We start from the raw sequence: 20,287 nt of genomic DNA, 5'->3' as shown, positions 1-20,287 counted from the left end.
TTCCACGTGCGCGTCCTTCCACGCCTGCGAAAAGACCGCACCATCAAACCCCTGGATCAAACACCTAGTCCGACCGCCCGATGGCGTCCGAGGCCAGGGCAACAAGCGCCGTGGTCAGGCAGATGGCCGCGACCGGGAAAGCCCACATCCACCAGGCATCGTCGAGAAAGGGGTAGCCCGCCGCGATCAGCCGGCCCCAACTCGTCAGCTCCGGATCGCCTAGGCCGAGGAAGGCCAGCGTCGCCTCGGCCAGGATGGCGCCGCCGAAGATCACGCCCGCCGCGGGGGCGACCACCGCAGCAAGCTGCGGCAGCACATGCCGGCGCCCCAGCCGCAGCGGCCCGCAGCCCAGCGCCACCGCGGCACGGAAGAAGGGAAGCCGGCGTAGCGTCAGCGTCTCGGCGCGCACGAGCCGGGCGATCACCGGCCATCGCGTGAGCCCGAGCACCAACGCGACCAGCATCGCCGAGCCACCGAAGAAGGCCGCGGCGAGCACGGCGATCAGCAGCGTCGGCAGGCTAGCCACCACGTCGGTCGTGCGCATCAACGCCTCATCCAGCACCACTGGGCCGAGGCCTGCCGCAAGGCCCGCCGCCACGCCGATGCCCCCACCGAGGCCGAGCGCGACGAGGCCGACCAGCAGGGAGGTCCGCGCCCCCTGCGCCACCGCCAACAGCATGTCCCGCCCGAGGTCGTCCGTGCCGAAGGGATGCGCCGCACCTGGAGGCAGGAACGCGCGTGACATCGGCAGGGCCTGGATTCCGCCCGTCGGGGCGATCGCGACCATCATGGCCAGCAGCCCGCCCAGGCCGAGCAGGTACGCCAGCGCCACGCGGTTCACGCCGCCTCCCGCTGACGCGGATCCAGCCAGATCTGCAACACGTCAACCGCCAGGTTCGCCAGAACGATGACCAGCGCGGCGACGAGCACCACGCCGATGACCGTCGGTTGGTCGCGCGCCACAGCCGCCGTCACCGCAAGCCGGCCGAGACCGGGCAGGGCGAAGACGGTCTCGATCACGAGCGCGCCGCCGACCAGCGCGCCGACGCGGCTGCCGAACAGTGCGAGCAGGGGCAGCAGGGCATTGGGCAGCGCGTGTCGGAACCGCAGCGCGGCCTCGCGCGCGCCATGCGCACGCGCGGTGGTGACATAGAGGCGGCAAAGCTCCTCCCGCAGCCGTGCGCGCGTCAGCAGCGCGACGAAGCCGAGCTGGCCGAGGCCGAGCGCCACGATCGGCAGCGCGAGGTGACGCGCGCGTTCGGCCAGCAGCGCCGAGAGGCCGAGCGGGGTCGCTCGCGGGTCCTCGAGCCCCTGGATCGGCAGAAGACCGAGCCAGACGGCAAAGACAAGCACGAGCAGTTGGGCGATGAGATAGACGGGCACGGCCTGCAGCACCGCGAACGCGGCGACCGCGACGCGCCCACCGGACCGTGTGGCCGACACCGTGCCGAGGACGATGCCGAACAGCATGGCAAGCAGGATAGCCGAGACGCCGAGCACCAACGTCACGCCGAGACGGTCGCGGATGAGCTCGGCAACAGGCGCCTGCGCGCGGAAGGAGAAGCCGAGATCGCCGTGCGCCAGACGCAGCAGCCATTCCGCGTAGATGACGGCAAGCGGGCGATCGAGGCCCTGGATGCGGGCGATCTCCTCGACCAGGCCGGGGGCACCGAAGTCACCGCCAAGCGCGGCCGCAGGGCTGCCCGGTGCAAGATGGGCCAGCACGAAGGCAATGGTTGCTGCGACCAGCAGCGTCGGTAGCGCCAGCAGCAGACGGCGTAGCAGCAGGCGCCGCATCGACTCCCCCCGTCAGCGCAGTCGCTGCGCCCGCTCCGCGAACTGGCCGCTCCAGGGCGCGAAGCCCTCGAAGTTGTTGCGCCAGGCGGTGGTCAGCACGGCCTCGACCAGCCACCAGTAGGGCAGCTCGGCGGCCAGGATGCGCTGCGCGGCGCGGTACTGCTCGCCGCGCTGCGTCTCGTCCACCGTCGCGCCCGCGGCGGTGAAGAGGCGGTCCACTTCTTCATTGCGATAGGCCGCGGCGTTGGAGAAGGGCACGCGGCCGATGTTGGCACTGTCGTACATCCGCCGCACGCCGATCGCGGGATCCAGCCCATTGCAGTAGGAGATCAGCGTGGTGTCGAAGTCGCGCCGAGCGAACACAGCGTCGGCGAGTCCAGCCGCGTCCACGAAGCGCACTCGCAAGGCGATGCCGACGTGCGCGAGCTGCTGCCGCATAAGCTCGGCGTAGCGCGTGAAGGTCGCATACATGAACATGTCGATGGAGAAGCGCTCGCCATTCGGGCCACGGGGGCGCCCCGCCTCATCCAGAAGTCGATTGGCGAGCGCGGCGTCGAAGGGGTGCGCGGCCAGCGCGCCGGGCAGGTGAGCCCAAGGGATGCCGCTCGAAATTGGCGCTTCGGCCACCCGGCCGCGACCGAACAGGACTAGATCGAGCATCTGCTGTCGGTCCATCGCAACGGCGATGGCACGGCGGACGCGCAGGTCAGCAAACAACGGCCGCTCGAGATTGAATCCGACCGTCATGATGCAATTCGACCCACCGGCGCCACCACGCGTATCGACCATCGTGACGCCGCGATTCTGCAATCGACGCACGTCGCCGGGTGTGACGCGCACCACGTAGTCAACCTCGCCGGCAAGAAGTGCCTGGATCTGTGTGTTGGCATCCGGGATCACGCGGAAGACTAGGCGGTCCAGATGCGGCAGGGCGGGCTTGAAGTAGGTCTCGTTGCGGACGAGCACGACGGTGTCATCCTTTCGGTAGTTCTCAAAGCGGAAGGGGCCGGAGCCGACCGGGCGGAGATTCGCCGGATGCTGGCTGGCGTCGCCTTCGCCGTAGATGTGGCGCGGCAGAATTGGCGCCTCCAGTACGTCCACCTGGCGTAGCAGCGGCGCGTGCGGCCGCCGCATCCGGAACACCACGGTGTGTGGATCCGGCGCGTCGATTCCCTCCACCGCTGGCGCGAGCCCGGCGCGGGTGCGCGCATGGAACCGGAAGAGCAGGCTCTCGAAGCTGAACTTCACGTCCTCGGCCGTGACGGGTTGGCCGTCGTGCCAGCGTGCGTCGGGAACCAGCGTGAACGTCACGCGCAATCCGTCGGGCGTGATGGTCCAGGATTGAGCAAGATCGGGCTGCGGCGCCCCGGTCTCGTCGAGGCTGACGAGACCGTTGAACAGGGAGGCCGCGATCTGCTGCACGGGCGCGCTGGTGGTTATGGCCGGGTTCAGGTGACCCGGGTCCGAGGGCACAGCAATGACCGCCGTGCCGCCGCGCGTTTGGGCGCCGGCGAGCGGCGCGCAGAGATTCAGGAGCAGCGTCGCCAGGATCAGTCGCGTGAAGAACACTCGCAGCCTCCCAAACAACTTTCTGACGACGATGATTGACACTCCCCGTGCTGTCTACTCTTTCAGTGCTGGGTGCTGCGTCAGCTACCAACCGTTTGCGGGGCGACCCGGCACGTCGGGCAGCCGCAGCCGATTGAAGATGGTGACCGCCCGCTCGGCCTCGCCCTTTAGCAGGGGCAGGTCGGGCACGAGTGTCCTGCAGGTCTGGATGCGGGTGATCCAGTCCGGGCAGGCCAACGACCAATCACTCATTGGCGCCGGCCGCGCCGCGCGGAGCGAGCCGCCACCCCAACAGGGCCTCTTGATGGTACGCGCGTCTCTTGCTTCAAGCGAAGTCCAGCGGCCCGTACGACCGGTATGGTCCGAGCAATGAGCCAGAGACATGTCAGACGACGATTGGCGCCGCGCCCGCAAATCACGCAGCAGGAAGGGAGAGTCTGAGCGCGACTTTCCCGAGGCTTGGTCGCCACCGCCTGAGCCTACCGCAGTCGCCTCGCGCCCTGTACGGCGAGAAGCATCTCAGACCTGCGGCCCGGAGGTTGCGGCAGTCGTGACACGGTTCGATGCGGCAAGGGGCTTCGGTTTCGTCGCGCTGGACACCGGCGGCGAAGCATTCTTGCACATCAGCGCCTTGCAACGCTTCGGAGCGGACACTGTGGCGCCTAAGGCGCGGCTGCGGGTCCGCATCGGCCAAGGCCAGAAAGGGCCCCAGGTCGTCGAGGTCGTCGGGATAGACGGCGCCGACCGTGATGTCGCCGGTGCTGAGCCGATGCGCGGCACTGTGAAGTGGTACAATTCTGAAAAGGGCTTCGGCTTCGTCGCCTTGGAAAGCGGCGGGCCGGACGTGTTTGTGCACGCCACCGCCCTGCAACGCAGTGGCCTGCCTTCGCTGACCGAGGGCCTGGCCGTCAAGGTGCGCGTCATTCGGGGCAAAAGGGGACCAGAGGTCGAGGCGCTCGACATCGACTGAGCCTGTGAATAAGCGCCGAGCCGGGACGCCGTCAGAATTCGGCCTACCGGCTTGATATCGTACCAAAAGGTGGCGGTGGCGTAGGGTCCCGATCATCGCCGATCGGGCCCCCACCAAGAGGCCAATTTCGGCAACAAAATCAGAGATTTGCTACCGATTTCGGGCGGGGGCCGATTTGGCGCCGATTCACACTCTTGGGCAAGTCCGCTTCCCGCCCAGGGCGCCCGGCTCGATGCGCTTGGACAGCAGGCATAGGCCGATCCCTTCATGCCAGAGGCACTTCACCCGCCGGCCATTGCGACCGCGCAAGGCGTAGAGCGAGCCATCGAACGGAGCCTGCGATGGCATCCGGTGACCGGCGCAGCGGCAAGGTAGCCATCGCGCACGTGACCAACGCTATGCGGCCAGGCGGGGTGCCTGGGGCTGCCTTCCATTTCCCGAAACAGATCATCCCCTTCGGGACCCGCGGGCCCTCAGCCTTTCAAGTCCGGCGCCTGCAAGCTCGAACTCGGGACTCATGCCGAGTTCCTTGGCGATCTCGGCGGCCGTCCGATAGTGCATTCTCGCCTCCCGCGGCAGCTCCGACGACAGTAAGTCCCCGAACACACGCTCGGCCCAGGCCAGGTGCCCACGCTCCTCCTGGGCCGCTGCCGCGGCGCGGCCGGCGTGGGCTGCCGCAAGTGCCTCGTCCGCAAGCCCGATTTGGCGTGCCGCCTCGGCGAGCCGAAGATAAGTATGCGCGTACATCGGCCCGCGCCGGCGCACCTCCGGCTCGACGGCATGGCGGAGCAGTGCGAGGCCCTGCTCCGCGTCGCCGCGCAGCACCCGCACGTAGCCGAGGCCCGCCGCGATCCAGGGGTAGGTGGCCGGGACCTCGGCGACACGGTAGAGCTCGAGCCCGCGTGACAGCACCTCCTCCGCCTCCTCGAGCGCTCCGGCGCGGATCAGGGCGTGGCCGTAGCCGAAGCTCATCACCGCCTGGGAGTAGCTGTTGCCGAGCCGCGCCGCCGCCTCCCAGCCGCGCTGGCCCTCGCGCCGTGCCGCCTCGTTCTCGCCGAGTTCGGCCAGCGACCAGGACAGGAAGGAGCAGCAGAAGACGAAGGGGTGCCCACCGAAGTCGAAGGCGTCCTGCGCGCCTCGCCGTTCCAGTAGCGCGAGCGCCTCGCGCAGTGTCGCCGCCGCTGCGGCGTACACGCCGACCGCCTGCAGGTTGGTCCCGCGCCGGTAGAGGCCGAGCGCTGCGGTCAGGTCGTCGCCGTCGGCTGCGGCGATCGCCACCGCGCGGTCCGCCGCCTCGGCTGCGAGGCGGTGCTGCCCGTTCTGCCAGTACCACCCGGACAGCAGCAGTCCGGCACGCACTTGGCGCGGCGTGTCGCCGGTCGCCTCGGCGATGCGGGCGGCCTCCTCCAGGTGAGCCGGAATCGCCGCCGGCTCGCCGACCACGAAGAGGGCGTTCCGTATCTCGAGATGCAGGTCCACTTCCGCCGCGGCCCGCCCGGCGCCCTCCGGCAGCCGGCGGAGCGCATCGAGCGCCCGGTCGTAATGGCCGACCGCCTCGCGGTTGGCCGAGCGCGCCGCGGCGCGCAGGCCCGCCCTGCGCCCATATGTCGCGGCCGCCTGCCATTCCTCTGCCCGCGCGGCATGGAGGGCGAGCAGTTCGACCGGCGCCTCCGAGGTGCGCTGCGGCGCTGCCCCGCCCTGGATCCGCTCGAGGGTGCGCAGCACGCGCAGGTGCAGCTCCCGCCGGTCCTGCCGCAGCAGCGAGCCATAAACGACGTCGTGCGTCAGCGCGTGCTTGAAGCGATACGCCGTTTCCGGAACGATGCGCAGCGGCAGCAGGAACTCGCCGGCCTGGAGCCGAACTATGGCGCGTTCGAAGGCGTCGTCGGCAAGCCCGCTCACCGCGCGCAGCAAGGGCCCGGACGGCTCGGCGCCGATCACCGCCGCGACCTGCAGCAGACGCTTGTCCTCCGGCGCGAGCCGGTCGAGGCGGGCGGCGATCACGGCCTGCACCGTCGCCGGCAGGACCAGCGCGTCCGGGTCGCCCGCGAGGCGGTAGGCGCCTGGCTCGCCGCGCAGCAATCCGGCGGCCTCAGCGGCACGGGCGCATTCCTCGAGAAAGAACGGATTGCCTCCGGCGCGGGCGGCCAAGCGTCGCTTGAGCGGATCGAGGCTCTCATGCGGCCCCAGCGCGCGATCCAGCAGCGCCTGCGCGCCCGCCGCGCTGAGTGGCTCGAGGCGGATCGGGCGGTAATGGGCGAGGCTCGTCCATCCATGGACGAATTCGGGCCGGCAGTTCACCAGCAGCGCGAGGCGCGAGGCCGGCAACGATTCGACGAGGCTCTCGAGGATCTCGCGGCTAGCCGCGTCGAGCCAGTGCAGGTCCTCAAGCACGACGAGCAGCGGCTGGTCCGCTGCATGGCGGTGCAGCAGTGCCTTGACTGCATCGACAAGGCGGCGGCGGCGCTGCGCCGGCTCGAGCACGGCCCAGGCCGAGTTCGCCTCCGCCGCCGCGCCGCCTAGCAGTGCGAGCAGCGCCTCCGTCACTGCCGGCGTGAGGCCGAGCACCTGCGCCACCGCCGTGACGCGCGCACGGACGATCTTGGCCTCATCCTCCTCGGCCAGGCCGAAATACGCGCGCATCAGGCCGGCGACTGCGGCATGGGCGATCTCGGTGGATTGCGAGTCCGCGCCATAGGCGATGGCGCGCCAGTGCGAGGGCAGGGCCCCGGCCAGGAACTCCCGCACGAGGCGCGACTTGCCCACGCCAGCTTCGCCCACGACGGCGACGAGCCGGCCCGAGCCCTTCTCCGCGGGTACGAGCGCGGCGGCGAGGGCGTCCAGCTCGACCCGCCGCTCGACGAAGCCGGCAGGCGACGCGGTCGGGGCGGGCGGCGCGGATGCCGGCCCCTCCAGGCGGTAGAGGGCGGCGCCGGGCTGCGCGGCGTCCGCGGGCGGCGACCCGGTAGGCGCGAAGCGCATCCGCCCGCGCGTGAGCGCCACCGTGGCCTCGGTCGCGACGACGGCGCCGGGCGCGGCGGCGGCGAGGCGGACGGCGCGCTGCAGGGGCGGGCCTGACAGCGCGCCGCCGCGCAGGAGCGCCTCTGCGGAATCGAGCCCGACGCCGAACGTGACCGCGCCGTCGCTGCCCTCCGCGACCGCGAGCACGGCGAGCGCCGCATGGCAGGCGCGCAGGCCGTGGTCCTCGAGCGCGAGCGGCGCGCCGAAGGCCGCCAACACGCCCTCGGACGAGGCGCGCAGCAGGTGACCGCCATTCGCGCGGACAGCCGCCGAGACGCGCCGCGCCGCCGCCTCCAGCAAGGGTTCGAGATCCTCAGGATCGACAGGCGCAGACGGCCCGGGCAGGAGACTCGCAGCCAGCGCCGTGATCAGCTTGCGCTCGTCGCCGGCAGCTTCCGCGACGACGGGCGGCGGCACGGAGGTGCGTCCCAGCGCCTCGCGCCGCAATGCGGCGAGCTCCGGGCCGGGCTCCACCTGGAGCTCGCGATGCAGCATGTCTGCGCAGGCCGCGTACTGGCGCGCCGCCTCGGCCGGCCGGCCCTCGTCGAGATGCAGCCGGATCAGGTCGCGGTGCGCTTCCTCCGACAGGGGCTCGAGCAACACCGCGCGCTCGAGGGCGAAGCGCGCGGAGGTCGGATCTTCGCGCAGCCGGGCGGCGCGCGCCAGGCGGAGCAGGGCGCCGACGGCAAGGTCGTGCAGCCGGGTCCGTTCCACCGAGAGCCATTCCGCGAAGGCGTCCTCGCGCAGCGCCGTGCCGTCCAGCAGCGGCCCGCGATAGAGCCTGGCCGCCTCGTCCAGCGCGTCGAAGCCATCCGCTTCGGCGAGCGAGCGGAACCGGATCACGTCCACGACGAGCGTCGCCGAGCCGACAGCGACTCCTTCTCGGGTCGCGATCAGGCAGTCATCGTTCCCCAGCGCGGTGCGGATCGAGGAGAGGGCCTGGCTCAGGCTGTGCCGGGCCTGCGCCTCGCCACGGTCGCCCCAGAGCAGGGCGGTCAGGCGCTCTCTCGGGCATATCGCTCCGTCGGCGAGAGCGAGGACGGCGAGAAGCGCCTCCGCCTTGCGCGTCGGCAGCACGACGGCGCGATCCCCGTCCGCAAGGCGGGCCTCAAAGCCGCCGAGAAGGCGAAGACCGACTACGGCCATCGGTGCGAGCGGGCCTCCGTGAATTGCTCCGGCGAGCATGCGGGAGCGTGCGGCGAGCGTCAAAACCGCAAAGGCCCGTGTTTTTGACGCGCCTTTGAGGGCGGCTTTGAGCCGGGCGGGAGGCCTGCCGGGCAGGTTGCTGACCGTGAGCCGGCCAACTGAGGGCCGGCTTCCACACCACCCATCACAGAGGAGAGCGAGATCGCCATGAGCACCACTAACGCACCGACCATGCCCGCGCCCCAAGGGTCGCAGGCCCAGCCCGTGCCGGACCTCACCGCCGTGAAGACGAGGCAGCAGGCGGCCTGGTCCGCCGGCAACTACGCCGTGGTCGGCAGCACGCTGCAGATCGTTGGCGAGAGCCTTTGCGAGGCCCTGGACCTCTGCTCCGGCGAGCGCGTGCTCGACGTGGCGGCAGGCAACGGCAACGCCACGCTGGCCGCGGCGCGGCGCTTCGCCGCGGTGACCTCCACGGACTACGTGCCGTCCCTGCTCGAGCGGGGTCGCGCGCGCGCCGAGGCGGACGGCCTCGAGGTTGCCTTCCGCGAGGCGGATGCCGAGGCGCTGCCCTTCGCCGACGGCGCCTTCGACGTCGTGCTCTCGACCTTCGGCGTGATGTTCACGCCCGACCAGGCGCGCGCCGCCGCCGAGATGGCGCGAGTGTGCCGTGCGGGCGGTCGGATCGGCATGGCGAACTGGACACCGGACAGCTTCATCGGCCAGCTGTTCAAGGTGCTCGGCCGCTACATCCCGCCACCGGCCGGCGTGCGTTCGCCGGCGCTCTGGGGCACCGAGGAGCGGCTGCAGGAGCTGTTCGGCGGCGCGGCCGCGTCTATCGCTGCGACGCCGCGCATCTTCAACTTCCGCTACCGCTCGCCGGCGCACTGGATGGAGGTGTTCCGCACCTTCTACGGCCCCGTGAACCGGGCCTTCCTCGCGCTCGACGTGCCGCGTCAGGCGGAGCTGGAGCGCGACATGCTCGACCTTCTTTCGCGCTTCGACCGTGGCGGGGAGCGCGGCCTCGTGGTGCCGAGCGAGTACCTCGAAGTCGTCGTGACGCGACGCTGACCCCTCAACAGACCCGAGACGAAGGAGAACGACCATGACCAAGCATCTTCTGCTGACCTGCGCCCTTGCTCTCCTGGGCCCTGCCGCGATGGCGCAGCAGGCCCCCCCTGCCGCCATGCCGCATGGCGCCGGGCAACCCGCGCACGGCAGGCCTGCCTCCGCCGCCCCGACGTTCCGGGCAACCGTACTGCTGGAGACGCCCCTGCTGGGCACCGAGGCGCGGACCTACCGGCTCTACACCGTGGACCTGGCCCCGGGCGGCGCGACGCCGCGCCACATGCATCCGGGCGACGAGATCGCCCTGGTGACGCACGGATCCGTGACCCTCGAGGTGGACGGCGAGCCGGCGCGCACGTTCGAGGTCGGCCAGACGTTCCACCCGCGCCCCATGATCCCGCATGTCGCGCGCAATGCCTCGACGACCGCGCCCGCGAGGGTCATCGTCACCAGCATCACGGAAGCGGGAAAGCCGAGCACGGTCATGGTGCCGTCGCCCCCGACCAACTGAGCTGCGGCGAGCGCCCCGAACGGACGATCCGTTCGGGGCGATTTTCATGATCATCAACGATGCAGGCTTCCACAACGTATCTGTCCGGCGAGTGCCGCCTACCGCGTTTGGGCGGAACCTGTACTGCGATCCTAACGGATACGAACAACGAGGTGGCCGCGGCAGAGACGATCAACTCCTCTTCGGCATTGGTCGCCCCTTTGTCGTGGAATGAAACGTGATGCTGGCGGGTGCCCGCGTCGAGCATACGTGCCGACCGGCCCTTCCCGTTGGCGATGCGCCCTTCCGCGTTGCCGCTCAAGGCCATCGCCGCGACCGGTGCATCGGATGATGAACCGGTACCATCACTTCCACGCATACCGGTTCTCTGCGCCGTTTGCGGCGCCCGCTACAGGACACTCGTACCCCTTCGGCCGCCCCCTCATCCGGGGCGACCACGAGACAGCCCAGACTAAAGGGACGACTGCGCCAATCACGGCGACGTCGACAACGTCTCGCCGAGCGACGGAGGGGTCGGCACGCTGCAACAGGAGGACGCGATGAGCGCGGTAAAGATCGAGGAATACCAGGCGATCACCGAGACCGTTCAGCACTACGTGGACGGCGGGAGGACCGGCAGGGGCGAGCTGATGAAGCCCGCCTTCCACGCCGACGCGACGATCTTCGGCTATGTCGGGCCTGATCTCTTCGCCGGCCCCATCCAGGGGTTGTTCGACTGGAACGACAGGAACGGCGCGGCGAAGGACGTGGTCGTGAACGTCACCATCCTGCAGGTCGTGGAGACCGTCGCCGTGGTGCGCGTCGAGGCCGACAACTGGACCGGCCAGCGCTACACCGACTTCCTGACGCTGCTGAAGGCCGATGGGCGCTGGAAGATCATGCAGAAGGTCTTCCACCACCACGCCGCCTGACGCCCTGGCCGGGCACCGCAAGCGTTGCAATGGCTACAGGATCGCCGATAGGCTCTCGGTCGCGTGATCGGCGCGCCCGGCCAACCGGGACCTCCGGGCCGCACCAGGGAGGCCAGCTCATGGCCGGAATCCGCGTCGCCGACAGATCCGACGAGCCCGGCGTCGTCGGCGTGATGACCCTGGCCTTCACGAATGATCCGGCCTGCCGGTTCATGTTCCCCGACCCGGTCCAGTACCTGACGTTCTTCCCGGACTTCGTGCGGCTCTACGGCGGCCGGGCCTTCGACCATGGTGGCGCCCACGTCATCGCGGGGAACGGCGGGGCCGCGATGTGGCTGCCGCCGGATGTGCATCCGGACGATGCGGCGCTCGATCACCTGATCGAACGGGGCGTCGCACCCGCCGCCAGGTCCGAAGTGCTTGCGGTCCTTGCGGCCATGGCGTCGTACCACCCGCAGGAGCCGCACTGGTTCTTGCCGCTGATCGGGATCGACCCGCGCCAGCAGGGCCAGGGGCACGGCATGGCCATGATGACCCACGGGCTCCAGGCCTGCGATCGCGACGGCAGGTCGGCCCACCTCGATTCATCGCATCCGGACAACGTCCCGTTCTATGAGCGCTTTGGTTTCGAGCGTCTCACGACGATCGAGATCGGCGGGCATCCACCGATGTTTCCCATGCGGCGTCACCCTCGATGAACCGATCGCCGCCACGGCGACGGGACGTCCAGCGGGTCTGACCGGAAGCGCCTTCTCATCAGGGCGGAGACCGACATGCAGCTTTCCTTCGAAGTCGACCCATCGGCGCCGTTCTCGCTGCAGAGCCAGCTGGTCGGGCAGATCAGCACGTCGATCACCACCGGGCGCCTGAAGCCGGGCACCCGGCTGCCGGGCACGCGCGCGCTCAGCGAGCAGCTCGGTGTCTCACGCAACACGGTCCTGCTGGCCTATGCAGGACTTGCCGCCGAGGGCTTCGTGGAAACGCGCGAAGGCGCCGGCACCTATGTGAGCCCGGCATCGCCCGAGCCGCCGAAATTCATCGCGCGCGCGAAGGCACCTGCGCCGCGCGCGAAGACATCCCCGGCCGCATCCGTGCAGCCCCCCCTCGTCTGCGATTTCGAGCTGGAGGGCATCGACCCCGAACTCTTTCCGAGCGCGGCCTGGCGCCGCCTCATGATCCGGCGGATGCAGAGCTCGCGCTTCAACCTCACTCGCGCCGGCGACCCCCAGGGCGCGCCGGAATTGCGCGAGGCGCTCTGCCGCTTCCTCGGCGCGACTCGCGGCATGTCGGTGGAGCCCGGCCAAGTCGTGGTCGTGTCTGGCATCCAGCAGGCGATGACCGCGGTGGGGCAGATGCTCGTGCACCCTGGCACGCCGCTCATCATGGAAGCGCCGGGGTGCAGCATGATCGCGCCGCTCTACCAGCGCTACGGCGCCGAGGTCCTGCCGGTGCCGGTCGACGCGGACGGCCTGATGGTCGATCGCCTACCGTCCTGCCGCGGGGGTGTGGCCGTCGTCACGCCGGCGCGGCACTTCCCGCTGGGCGGCACCATGCCGGCATCACGGCGGCGCGCACTGCTCGACTGGGCCGATGCCAGCGACGCCCATGTGTTCGAAGTCGATTTCGACAGCGACTTCCAGTACGAGGGCTCGCCCCAGCCATCCCTTCAGGCGATGGATCGGCGGGGATGCTTCATCTATGCGGGCTCCTTCGCGATGACGATCGGACCCGGCCTGCGCATCGGCTACCTGATCCTTCCGCATCACCTCGTGCAGCCGGCACTCGACGCCGTGTCCCTGCTGGAACACGCCTGGCCCATCCAGGGCATGGGCGCGCCGTGGCTGGACCAGGCGGTGCTGACGGACTTCATCGACAGCGGCGGCTACGACAAGCACCTGCGGACCCTGCGTCGGGCCTACATGGAGCGGCGCGATGCGATGGTGGCGGGTCTCGCCCGGCAATTCGGCGCGCCCGACCTGCTTGGCATGGCGTCCGGCACGCACCTCGCCTGGCGCATTCCTCGACATCTCCCGGATGCGGCGGCATGCGAAGCGCGCGCCCGCGCCGTGGGCATCGCGGTGCATACGTTGAAGTTCAGGACCATCTCCGGCGTCGAGACCCTGCCGGGCTGGGAACGCCACCTGCTGCTGGGCTTCGCGGCGCTGAAGCCCGCGGTCATCGCGACAATGCTCGACCGCTTCGCGGCATCGCTGCGTTGAGGGGCTGTCGCTGCCTGGGCTTATGAAGCCGCTTCCGGCGGAGTGGGGGCGGCAGATCAGGCCCGGTGCGCGCGTCACCCAGGCGTCGTAGCCGTTGTGAGAGCCGCAGGATCGCGGATACGCTTATAGCTCGATGGTCGGAGCGGCCATCTGGGAAATGCCTGCACCGCCTCGATGCTGCACGACCTGGAAGCGGGCGGGCGGACAGAGGCGAAATACATCCTGACGTGACTGTCCGAAGTGGCATCGCACGGAAGCGTGCCAAACGCCCTGCACGCGTTGGCGATCCTCAGGGCACGGGCCTACGACCAGCGGCGGGAAGCCGGGCGGCTGGCTGCTGCAAGCTGACCGAGAGGGAGGAACGGCGATGCGCATCCTTGTTCTGGGAGCAGGTGCCCTCGGCGGGTACTTCGGGGGCCGGGCGCTGGAGAAGGGCGCCGATGTCTCCTTCCTGGTGCGGCCCCGCCGGGCCGAGCAGCTGGCGCGCGATGGCCTGGTGGTGCGCGGCCCGCTCGGTGATTTCACGCGCCCCGTGACGGTACTGGCGCAGGCCGGCCCGGGCTTCGACGTCGTGCTGCTGACCGCCAAGGCCTATGACCTCGACGACGCCATCGGGGCGATCCGTCCAGCGATGCAGGCAGGCGCGGCGGTGCTGCCCGTGCTGAATGGCATGTCGCATCTCGACGCGCTGAACGCCGCGTTCGGCCGGGACCGCGTCTGGGGCGGGCTGGCGCACATCTCCGCCAGCCTCGGCGCCGACGGCACCATTCGCCAGGTCGGCGATTGGTGCGGGCTGTATTTCGGCGAACAGGACGGCCGCATGGACGGCCAGGCCACCGTGGTCCCCGACATCCTCGGCCGCATGTGGGAGAAGATGGTCACCATCGGCACGCTCGCCGCCGCCACGGTGCTGTTCCGCGCCGCGGTCGGCGACATCCTGCGCGCCGGCGGCGAGCCGTTCCTCGACCGGCTGCTGGAGGGCAACGCCGCTATCGCCGCTGCCAACGGGCATCCCTTGAGGGAAGCCTACAGACCGCAGATGCGGAAGCTGTTCGGCGACCGTGACAGCCCGATCACCGCATCCCTGATGAAGGACCTCGAGGCCGGCGGCCGCAACGAGGCCGACCACATACTGGGCTGGCTGGCCGCGGCCGGCGAACGCGCCGGGGTGGACACCACCCTTCAGCGGGCCGCCTGGGTGCATGCGAAAGCACAGGCCGAACGCCGCGCGCGGGAGGCGCGCGCCGCCAACTGACCAGAGGTCTGGCCCGGCGCTGCGGGCGCGCCGAGGTTCAGCCTGATCCACCTGCTGGCGCCGACGACACTGCTGGCCGTCGTGGCGGAGCACGACAGCATCATCCCGCTCGATGCGTGCGCAGCGCGGTGGGGCGGGCGGGCGAGCCCAAGCGGCTCGCCGTGCTGCCGATCGGCCATTTCGAGATCTACGAGGAGCCTTGGCGCGCACGGGCGGTGGAGGAAGCCGTCGCCTGGTGTCGTACCCATCTGTAGCGCGCCGCTCGGGCGCGCAGGTCATCGCGTTCCTTGTCCGACCCAGGCATGAACGCGGATCCCATCCGGTCCATCGGGACCTGGCGGATCACTCAGGCATGCCTGCTAGGCGATAGGCTTCGCTGATGCGTTGAATATACGCCTCGCTCTTGAACGGCCCCCTGACGCTCAGAGTGGAAAGCCGCACATCCGGCGCAAGGCGCAACATCTCCGCCATCGTGGCGCGCGCCTCGTCCAGCCGACCAGCCAGCGCCAGGGCAGCGGCAAGTGTCCGAAGTGCCTGCACAGAGTTGGGGTTCTCGCCGACCGCGCGCCTGCCCCAGGCGACGGCGTCCTCGTGGCGACCGGCCTGATTGTGCGCCAGGGTCAGTTGATGGAGGAACGCGTAGCGGAACGGGTCGCGAGGACTGAGGCGAAGCGCGCGCTCCGCGCTGGCTATCGCGCTGTCGGTATCACCGTGCAGGTTGCTGACATATGCTGCAAACCCCCAAACCCTGGCCGAGTTCGGGTTGAGCGCGGAGGCGCGAGCTATCAGAACAGCGGCAGCGTCCGGATCCATGCCCGCGTAGGCCAGGGCGAAGGCTGCGCCGCAGAGTGCGGTCGTATCATCTCGGCCGTGCTCGACCGCCAGCCGCGCCACGCGCCGCGCTTCGGCGATCTCCTCCGTGGGGGGTACCCGGACGCCGGCGGCCTTCAGCAGCGATATGCACTGCCCCAGCATCCCATAGGCGGCGCCGAAGCCAGGGTCGATCTCAACCGCGCGCGAGAACAGTGACTTCGCTTCGAGCAAGCTTTCGGTCTTGGGGAGATTCATCAGCGCCAAGCCCTGGAGAAAGAGATCATATGCGCTGAGGTCTTGAGCACCCTTCCTCAGGACACGATCAATCTCGGCGCGCTGCAGGCTCGGCTCCAGCGCGCCCGCCACCGCTTCCGTCACGCGGTCCTGCAGCTCGAAGACATCGTCCAGCGCCGCATCGAAGCGCTCCGACCAGAGCTGCCGGCCTGTCTCCGCCTCGGCAAGCTGGCAGGCAATGCGCACCCTGCCACCGGCCTTGCGCACGCTGCCTTCCAGCACGTAGCGCACGCCAAGCTCACGCCCCACCTGGCGCACATCCATCGCCCGGCCCTTGTAGGTGAAGGCGGAATTGCGCGCGATGACGAAGAACGAGCGGATGCAACCGAGGGCCGAGGTGATCTCCTCCACCATGCCATCGGCGAAGTAATCCTGCTCGGCGTCGCCCGACAGGTTGGCAAACGGCAGGACGACGAGGGACGGGCGGTCCTCCGGCGGGGTGAGTGGCTCGGCGACCGGAGGCACGGCGGGCGCGGCGTTGACCACGGCATCGAGCATGTAGCCCCGCCGCGGAACCGACCGCAGCACGCGCCCGTCCTCGTCGCCGATGGCGCGCCGTGCATCCCGCACAGCCTGGAACAGGCTGTCCTCGGTGACGGTCACGCCGGGCCACACCGCATCGAGCAACGCGTCCTTGGAGACTGTCCGCCCGGCCTCGCGCGCCAGGGTGCGCAGCAGGTCGAAGGGCTTGGGCGCCAGCGGCACCTCGGCGCCGGCCGCGTTGCGCAGGCTGCCGCGGCCGAGGTCGAGCGTGACGCCGGCGAAGTGCAGCACCTCCTCCTCGGCCTTCTCCGCCATGCGTCCCGCCATCCGTTCAGAACTCGGGGGATCATACACAAAGCATCGGCGGAAGGTCAGGCGCCGCTCAGGACGCGCGGCGGCGGTGCGGGCGATGGTCTGGCCACGCCCGGCGCGGTGCCGGGTCGCTGACAACGGAGACGACGATGAGCGCGACGACGAACCTCTCCCCGATCCTGATCCCGGCGGCACCGGTGCGCGGCACCTGGCGTGGGCGGCTCGCGGGCTGGCTGGCGACGCTGCGGCAGCGCAGGGCGGAGGTCGACCTGCCGGCCTGCCTGAGCCCGCATATGGCCCGCGACCTGGGGCTGCCCCCCGGCCCCTCCTACGACGACCGCATCTGGGAGACAGGCGGGCTGGCGTGGCGTTGACATCCGGGCGGCCGCCGAGACCACGAACTGTTCGCGGCCCGCTGAATCTTGCCCAAGCGAAGCCGATGGGCTCGTAAGGTCAGCGTTACCGTCATCGCGCGACGACCGTGGGGCGGGGCAATGCCGGGAAGAAGAAAACCAACCCCTGGGAGGGACGTCCATGCTGTTCAGCATCACCGCGAACTACACCCCGCAGGCCATCAATGCCCTGATGGCCAATCCCGACGCGAACCGCGCCGAAGCGATCAAGCGCCTGCTCGAGGCGGCCGGCGGCAAGCTGGTCTCCTTCTACAGCACGCAGGCGGAAGGCCCGGGCGTCCTGGTGATCTGCGATTTGCCGGACCTAGCGGCGGCTGCGGCCGTCGGTGGGGTCGCCCTGGCGGCCGGCTCGATCCACAACTACCGCCTCACGCGGCTGATGACGCCCGACGAGGTGAAGCCGATACGCAAGAAGGCGGCGCAGCTCAAGGCAGCCTACGCGGCGCCGTCGTAGCGCCGCGGCGTCCGGAAGGCGGCCGCGTGCCGCCTTCCACCACGGTCGGGCCCGCGGCGCCCAGCCGCGCGCCCGACCGTGGCGCGGGATCGCCGATACGTTCATCGCCAGAAGGCCAGGCCGGCTGGCCATCCAGGGATTGTCGGGTCAGGAGAGTCGGCCATGCGCATCGCCTTCACGATGGACGATCTCCCGGTCTATCCCCACCTAGCTTTGCCCGAGGGCTACACGCCAGCGTCAGTTGCCGACAGCATCATCGCGGGTCTCCATCGTCACAAGGTCGAAGGCGTCTACGCGTTCGCCAACTCATGGCCGCTCGATGTCGATCCGCAGACCGCGACGGTATTCGATGCGTGGATCTCCGCCGGTCACCCGATCGGCAACCATACGCATAGCCATCCGCTGTTGAACGACGTCAGCGGCGACGCCTTCATCGCGGACATCACGGCCGCGGACGAACTGCTGAAGCCCTGGCTCGATCGCGCGCCGCAGAAGCTCTTCCGGCATCCCCTCAACCTGTGGGGCAACACCGAGGCGAAGCGCTCGGCCGTCAATGCCCACATCGCGCGGCTCGGCTACACGCCGGCGGACGTGACGAGCTTCTTCTTCGAATGGGAGTGGGACCGGGCATGGCGCTGGCTCATGCAGACGGGAAAGACGACGGAAGCGGAGGCCCTCAAATCGGAGTTCGTCGACTTCTGCATCGTGCAACTTGCCTATGACCAGAAATGCTGCCGGGAGGTCTTTGGCCACGACGTCACCGGCATCGCGCTTGGACATTTCGTCGCCTTCCTGGCCGAGGTTGTCGACCCGCTGATGGGGCGCCTGCGCCGCGAAGGCATCGAGATCGTGCCCTTGGCGGAAGCGCTTGCCGATCCTGCCTATGAGCGCGTTGGCTCGCTCGTCACCAGCAGCTTCCAGGTCTATCAGCAGAAATTATCGGCGGCTGCAGGCAAGGAGCTGGCGTCGGTCGCGCCGTCATCCAAGGACTTGATGAAGCGCGTGTTCGCCTTGGCCGAACCGTTGCGCCCGGCGCGTCGCGGGCAGCTGGTCCAGAACAAGCGCGGACCGAACCCGTGAAGGCATACGCTTGCCCAGATCGCGGCAGCCACGAACGCGTCAATGACAGCCTAGCGTCACATCGGCTGGGCGGGGGTGCAGTGCGCGAACGCTCGGCCGGGAACCGCTTTGATCGGAAAAAGCTCGCCAGGCAGATCGATGGCTGCGTAGCGTAGTTGAAGAGATCTGCGAATTGCATGACCAAAACCCACTAACCTTCGAAAAAATCGGGGCGGTTCCATGCCGGGGCAAGCCAGAGAATGGAGACATCCATGCTGCGCGATCGTTATGGCAACGAGGTCGCCACATCATCGTCGCAAGCGCGCGACCTCTACATCACAGCGCTGGACTCGCTCCTGGCCGGCGCGCCGCGGATGGCCACCGACTTCGAGCAGGTCGTCGAGACCGATCCCGGCTTCGCGCTGGGCCATTGTGGTCTTGCACGGGCCCGCGCGATCTCGGGCGACGGAGCAGGCGCCCGCACCGCGATCGCCGAGGCGCGCAGGCTTGCCGACGGACTTCCCGACAAGCAACGCTCGCACATCAACGCAGTCGGCCTCCTGATCGACGGCAAGGCGGCCGAGGCGGGTCGCGCCGTCCGGGCGCATGTCGCCGAACACCCGCGCGATGCGCTAGTGGCCCAGATCTGCACCAGCGTGTTCGGGCTCATCGGTTTCTCCGGCCAACCCGGCCGCGAAGCCGAATTGCTGGCCTACACGGCATCCCTGCTGCCGCATTACGGGGAGGATTGGTGGTGCCTCAGCCAGCATGCCTTCTCGCTGTGCGAAGTGGGTCGCATCGACGAGGCCTCCGCGACGGTCGACCGGTCGCTCGCCCTCAACCCGCGCAACGCGCATGCGGCCCATGTCCGCTCCCATGCATCCTACGAGGCGGGCGACCGGGCCGCCGGCCTCGCCTATCTCAGGGATTGGCTGGAAGGCTATGACCGCAGGGGCCTGCTGCATGGCCATCTGTCGTGGCATGTTGCGCTCTGGGCGCTCGAACAGGGCGACATCGGCATGATGTGGCAGATCATCGATGCCGACGTGGCGCCAGGTGCGGCCAAGGGCCTGCCGATCAATGTGCTGACCGACACGGCGTCGATCCTGTATCGCGCCGAATTGGCAGGCGAACCCGTATCGCCGGACCGCTGGCGGCAGGTCAGCGCCTACGCCAAGCAGTTCTTTCCCAAGGCTTCGCTGGCCTTCGTCGATGTCCATGTCGCGCTGGCACACGCGATGGCCGGGGACACCGACGCCCTTGCGTCCATCGTGGCGAACCCGGCTGGTCCCGCTGCCAGCCTCGTGCGTGCCTTCGCCGAAGCCTATGGCGCGATCGCGCGGCAGTCATGGGAGGAGGCCACGGCGCATCTCACCGACGCCATGGCGGACCACGCGCGGATCGGCGGCAGCAGGGCACAGCGGGATCTCCTCGAATTCACCCTGCTGGGTGTCTTGCTGCGGCAGGGGCATGCCGAGGAGGCGCGTCGCCTGCTTGCCCTGCGCCGTCCTGCACTCGCCGGCTCCGCACCTGTCCGCGGGCTGCACAGCTGAGCGTCGAGGGACATGGCATCCATTCAGCGTGCCGGGAAGCTGGCGAAGCACTTCACGGTCCAGGAAGCCACACGTGCCCCGGCAGCGCGCAAACACTCTCCGCCAGCCGCTCGGCATCCTCGGCGACGCCGATGAGGAAGGCCGAGCTGAACTTCGACAGAAAATGCAGGCCGAGGAAATAGAGGCCCTGGAACCGTGTCACACCCTTTTCGTGCACCGGCGCACCGCGCTCATCGAAAGCGGGAATGTCGATCCAGCCGAAATCGAGGTCGTAGCCTGTCGCCCAGATGACGGTGCCGATGCCGTCGGCGCGGAAATCCAGGCGCCGGATCGGGTCATGCATCGCGGCCGGGGTCGGCATGATCACGCGCGCCGCCGGATCCTCCGGCAGCCGCATCCCTGTCCGCGCGATATGCGCGTCCACGAAGTCGAGAAACGCGAG

The 20,287-nt window shown here is 69.6% G+C and carries 18 protein-coding genes and 1 pseudogene; 12 read left to right on the top strand and 7 right to left on the bottom strand.

Going from position 1 to position 20,287, the window contains the following annotated elements; genetic code table 11:
* Positions 1-64: 64 nt before the first annotated feature.
* The 3 genes from E8M80_RS07530 to E8M80_RS07520 are packed head-to-tail and all read right to left on the bottom strand — an operon-like array spanning position 65 to position 3,408.
* The gene (locus E8M80_RS07530; protein WP_137125069.1) at positions 65-841 is read right to left on the bottom strand and encodes an ABC transporter permease; all 777 of its coding nucleotides are present in this window, start codon (positions 839-841) and stop codon (positions 65-67) included.
* Positions 838-1,797, bottom strand: a complete 960-nt coding sequence (locus E8M80_RS07525) for an ABC transporter permease (protein WP_137125068.1) — start codon at positions 1,795-1,797, stop codon at positions 838-840. Before E8M80_RS07525 ends, E8M80_RS07530 begins: the two co-directional genes overlap by 4 nt.
* 12 nt (positions 1,798-1,809) lie before the next feature.
* Positions 1,810-3,408, bottom strand: a complete 1,599-nt coding sequence (locus E8M80_RS07520; protein ID WP_137125067.1) for an ABC transporter substrate-binding protein — start codon at positions 3,406-3,408, stop codon at positions 1,810-1,812.
* A gap of 508 nt (positions 3,409-3,916) precedes the next feature.
* Between E8M80_RS07520 and E8M80_RS26935 the strand changes: the two genes are divergently transcribed.
* Positions 3,917-4,336 (top strand): cold-shock protein, encoded by a 420-nt coding sequence (locus E8M80_RS26935; RefSeq protein WP_170979258.1) that lies wholly within the window; start codon positions 3,917-3,919, stop codon positions 4,334-4,336.
* 186 nt (positions 4,337-4,522) lie between these two features.
* Here E8M80_RS26935 and tnpB read toward each other — a convergent pair whose 3' ends face one another.
* Positions 4,523-4,684 (bottom strand): IS66 family insertion sequence element accessory protein TnpB, encoded by a 162-nt coding sequence (gene tnpB, locus E8M80_RS07510; protein ID WP_137125065.1) that lies wholly within the window; start codon positions 4,682-4,684, stop codon positions 4,523-4,525.
* 99 nt (positions 4,685-4,783) lie between these two features.
* Positions 4,784-8,434 carry an AAA family ATPase gene (locus E8M80_RS07505; RefSeq protein ID WP_170979257.1) on the bottom strand — a complete coding sequence of 1,217 codons (3,651 nt, stop codon included), beginning with the start codon at positions 8,432-8,434 and terminating at the stop codon, positions 4,784-4,786.
* 276 nt (positions 8,435-8,710) lie between these two features.
* Here E8M80_RS07505 and E8M80_RS07500 point away from each other — a divergent pair, with 276 nt between their 5' ends.
* The 7 genes from E8M80_RS07500 to E8M80_RS25830 all read left to right on the top strand — a co-directional run bounded on the left by E8M80_RS07500 (position 8,711) and on the right by E8M80_RS25830 (position 14,718).
* Entirely contained in the window at positions 8,711-9,571 is an 861-nt protein-coding gene (locus E8M80_RS07500; RefSeq protein WP_240789938.1) for a class I SAM-dependent methyltransferase, read from the top strand.
* Positions 9,572-9,605: 34 nt separating this feature from the next.
* The gene (locus E8M80_RS07495; RefSeq protein ID WP_137125063.1) at positions 9,606-10,079 is read left to right on the top strand and encodes a cupin domain-containing protein; all 474 of its coding nucleotides are present in this window, start codon (positions 9,606-9,608) and stop codon (positions 10,077-10,079) included.
* A 539-nt stretch (positions 10,080-10,618) separates the two neighbouring features.
* On the top strand, positions 10,619-10,990 hold the full coding sequence (locus E8M80_RS07490) for a nuclear transport factor 2 family protein (protein ID WP_137125062.1): 372 nt from the start codon (positions 10,619-10,621) through the stop codon (positions 10,988-10,990).
* Positions 10,991-11,109: 119 nt separating this feature from the next.
* Positions 11,110-11,688: an N-acetyltransferase gene (locus E8M80_RS07485; RefSeq protein WP_137125061.1), complete on the top strand. Its 579-nt coding sequence runs from the start codon at positions 11,110-11,112 to the stop codon at positions 11,686-11,688.
* Positions 11,689-11,763: 75 nt separating this feature from the next.
* Positions 11,764-13,209 carry a PLP-dependent aminotransferase family protein gene (locus E8M80_RS07480; RefSeq protein WP_137125060.1) on the top strand — a complete coding sequence of 482 codons (1,446 nt, stop codon included), beginning with the start codon at positions 11,764-11,766 and terminating at the stop codon, positions 13,207-13,209.
* Between the two features lie 367 nt (positions 13,210-13,576).
* Positions 13,577-14,464, top strand: coding sequence for a 2-dehydropantoate 2-reductase (locus E8M80_RS07475; protein ID WP_137125059.1), 888 nt, complete (start codon positions 13,577-13,579; stop codon positions 14,462-14,464).
* Positions 14,465-14,580: 116 nt separating this feature from the next.
* Positions 14,581-14,718 (top strand): hypothetical protein, encoded by a 138-nt coding sequence (locus E8M80_RS25830; protein ID WP_170979256.1) that lies wholly within the window; start codon positions 14,581-14,583, stop codon positions 14,716-14,718.
* A gap of 88 nt (positions 14,719-14,806) precedes the next feature.
* On the opposite strand, the gene E8M80_RS07470 is transcribed toward E8M80_RS25830, so the two are convergent.
* On the bottom strand, positions 14,807-16,369 hold the full coding sequence (locus E8M80_RS07470; RefSeq protein ID WP_170979255.1) for a winged helix-turn-helix domain-containing tetratricopeptide repeat protein: 1,563 nt from the start codon (positions 16,367-16,369) through the stop codon (positions 14,807-14,809).
* Between the two features lie 146 nt (positions 16,370-16,515).
* Between E8M80_RS07470 and E8M80_RS07465 the strand changes: the two genes are divergently transcribed.
* The 4 genes from E8M80_RS07465 (at position 16,516) to E8M80_RS07450 (ending at position 19,845) form a co-directional block, all read left to right on the top strand.
* Positions 16,516-16,740 carry a hypothetical protein gene (locus E8M80_RS07465; protein WP_137125057.1) on the top strand — a complete coding sequence of 75 codons (225 nt, stop codon included), beginning with the start codon at positions 16,516-16,518 and terminating at the stop codon, positions 16,738-16,740.
* A 160-nt stretch (positions 16,741-16,900) separates the two neighbouring features.
* Positions 16,901-17,233, top strand: a complete 333-nt coding sequence (locus E8M80_RS07460; RefSeq protein ID WP_137125056.1) for a GYD domain-containing protein — start codon at positions 16,901-16,903, stop codon at positions 17,231-17,233.
* A gap of 162 nt (positions 17,234-17,395) precedes the next feature.
* Positions 17,396-18,313 carry a polysaccharide deacetylase family protein gene (locus tag E8M80_RS07455; RefSeq protein ID WP_137125055.1) on the top strand — a complete coding sequence of 306 codons (918 nt, stop codon included), beginning with the start codon at positions 17,396-17,398 and terminating at the stop codon, positions 18,311-18,313.
* A gap of 251 nt (positions 18,314-18,564) precedes the next feature.
* Positions 18,565-19,845: a tetratricopeptide repeat protein gene (locus tag E8M80_RS07450; protein WP_137125054.1), complete on the top strand. Its 1,281-nt coding sequence runs from the start codon at positions 18,565-18,567 to the stop codon at positions 19,843-19,845.
* A 52-nt stretch (positions 19,846-19,897) separates the two neighbouring features.
* Here the strand turns inward: E8M80_RS07450 and E8M80_RS07445 are convergent.
* A pseudogene (locus E8M80_RS07445) lies at positions 19,898-20,287 on the bottom strand (FAD-dependent oxidoreductase); the annotation flags it as partial.

Origin of the sequence: Roseomonas sp. HF4, assembly GCF_005222755.1 — a bacterium.
Taxonomy (GTDB): Bacteria; Pseudomonadota; Alphaproteobacteria; order Acetobacterales; family Acetobacteraceae; genus Neoroseomonas.
This window is presented reverse-complemented; position numbering and strand designations above follow the sequence as displayed.

Coding starts and splice junctions, on each gene's coding strand:
- E8M80_RS07495 (WP_137125063.1), top strand. CDS start 9,606: ATGACCAAGCATCTTCTGCTGACCTGCGCCCTTGCTCTCCTGGGCCCT.
- E8M80_RS07465 (WP_137125057.1), top strand. CDS start 16,516: ATGAGCGCGACGACGAACCTCTCCCCGATCCTGATCCCGGCGGCACCG.
- E8M80_RS07485 (WP_137125061.1), top strand. CDS start 11,110: ATGGCCGGAATCCGCGTCGCCGACAGATCCGACGAGCCCGGCGTCGTC.
- E8M80_RS07490 (WP_137125062.1), top strand. CDS start 10,619: ATGAGCGCGGTAAAGATCGAGGAATACCAGGCGATCACCGAGACCGTT.
- E8M80_RS07460 (WP_137125056.1), top strand. CDS start 16,901: ATGCTGTTCAGCATCACCGCGAACTACACCCCGCAGGCCATCAATGCC.
- E8M80_RS07455 (WP_137125055.1), top strand. CDS start 17,396: ATGCGCATCGCCTTCACGATGGACGATCTCCCGGTCTATCCCCACCTA.
- tnpB (WP_137125065.1), bottom strand. CDS start 4,684: ATGCCATCGCAGGCTCCGTTCGATGGCTCGCTCTACGCCTTGCGCGGT.
- E8M80_RS07475 (WP_137125059.1), top strand. CDS start 13,577: ATGCGCATCCTTGTTCTGGGAGCAGGTGCCCTCGGCGGGTACTTCGGG.
- E8M80_RS07525 (WP_137125068.1), bottom strand. CDS start 1,797: ATGCGGCGCCTGCTGCTACGCCGTCTGCTGCTGGCGCTACCGACGCTG.
- E8M80_RS07480 (WP_137125060.1), top strand. CDS start 11,764: ATGCAGCTTTCCTTCGAAGTCGACCCATCGGCGCCGTTCTCGCTGCAG.
- E8M80_RS07450 (WP_137125054.1), top strand. CDS start 18,565: ATGCTGCGCGATCGTTATGGCAACGAGGTCGCCACATCATCGTCGCAA.
- E8M80_RS07470 (WP_170979255.1), bottom strand. CDS start 16,369: ATGGCGGAGAAGGCCGAGGAGGAGGTGCTGCACTTCGCCGGCGTCACG.
- E8M80_RS07500 (WP_240789938.1), top strand. CDS start 8,711: ATGAGCACCACTAACGCACCGACCATGCCCGCGCCCCAAGGGTCGCAG.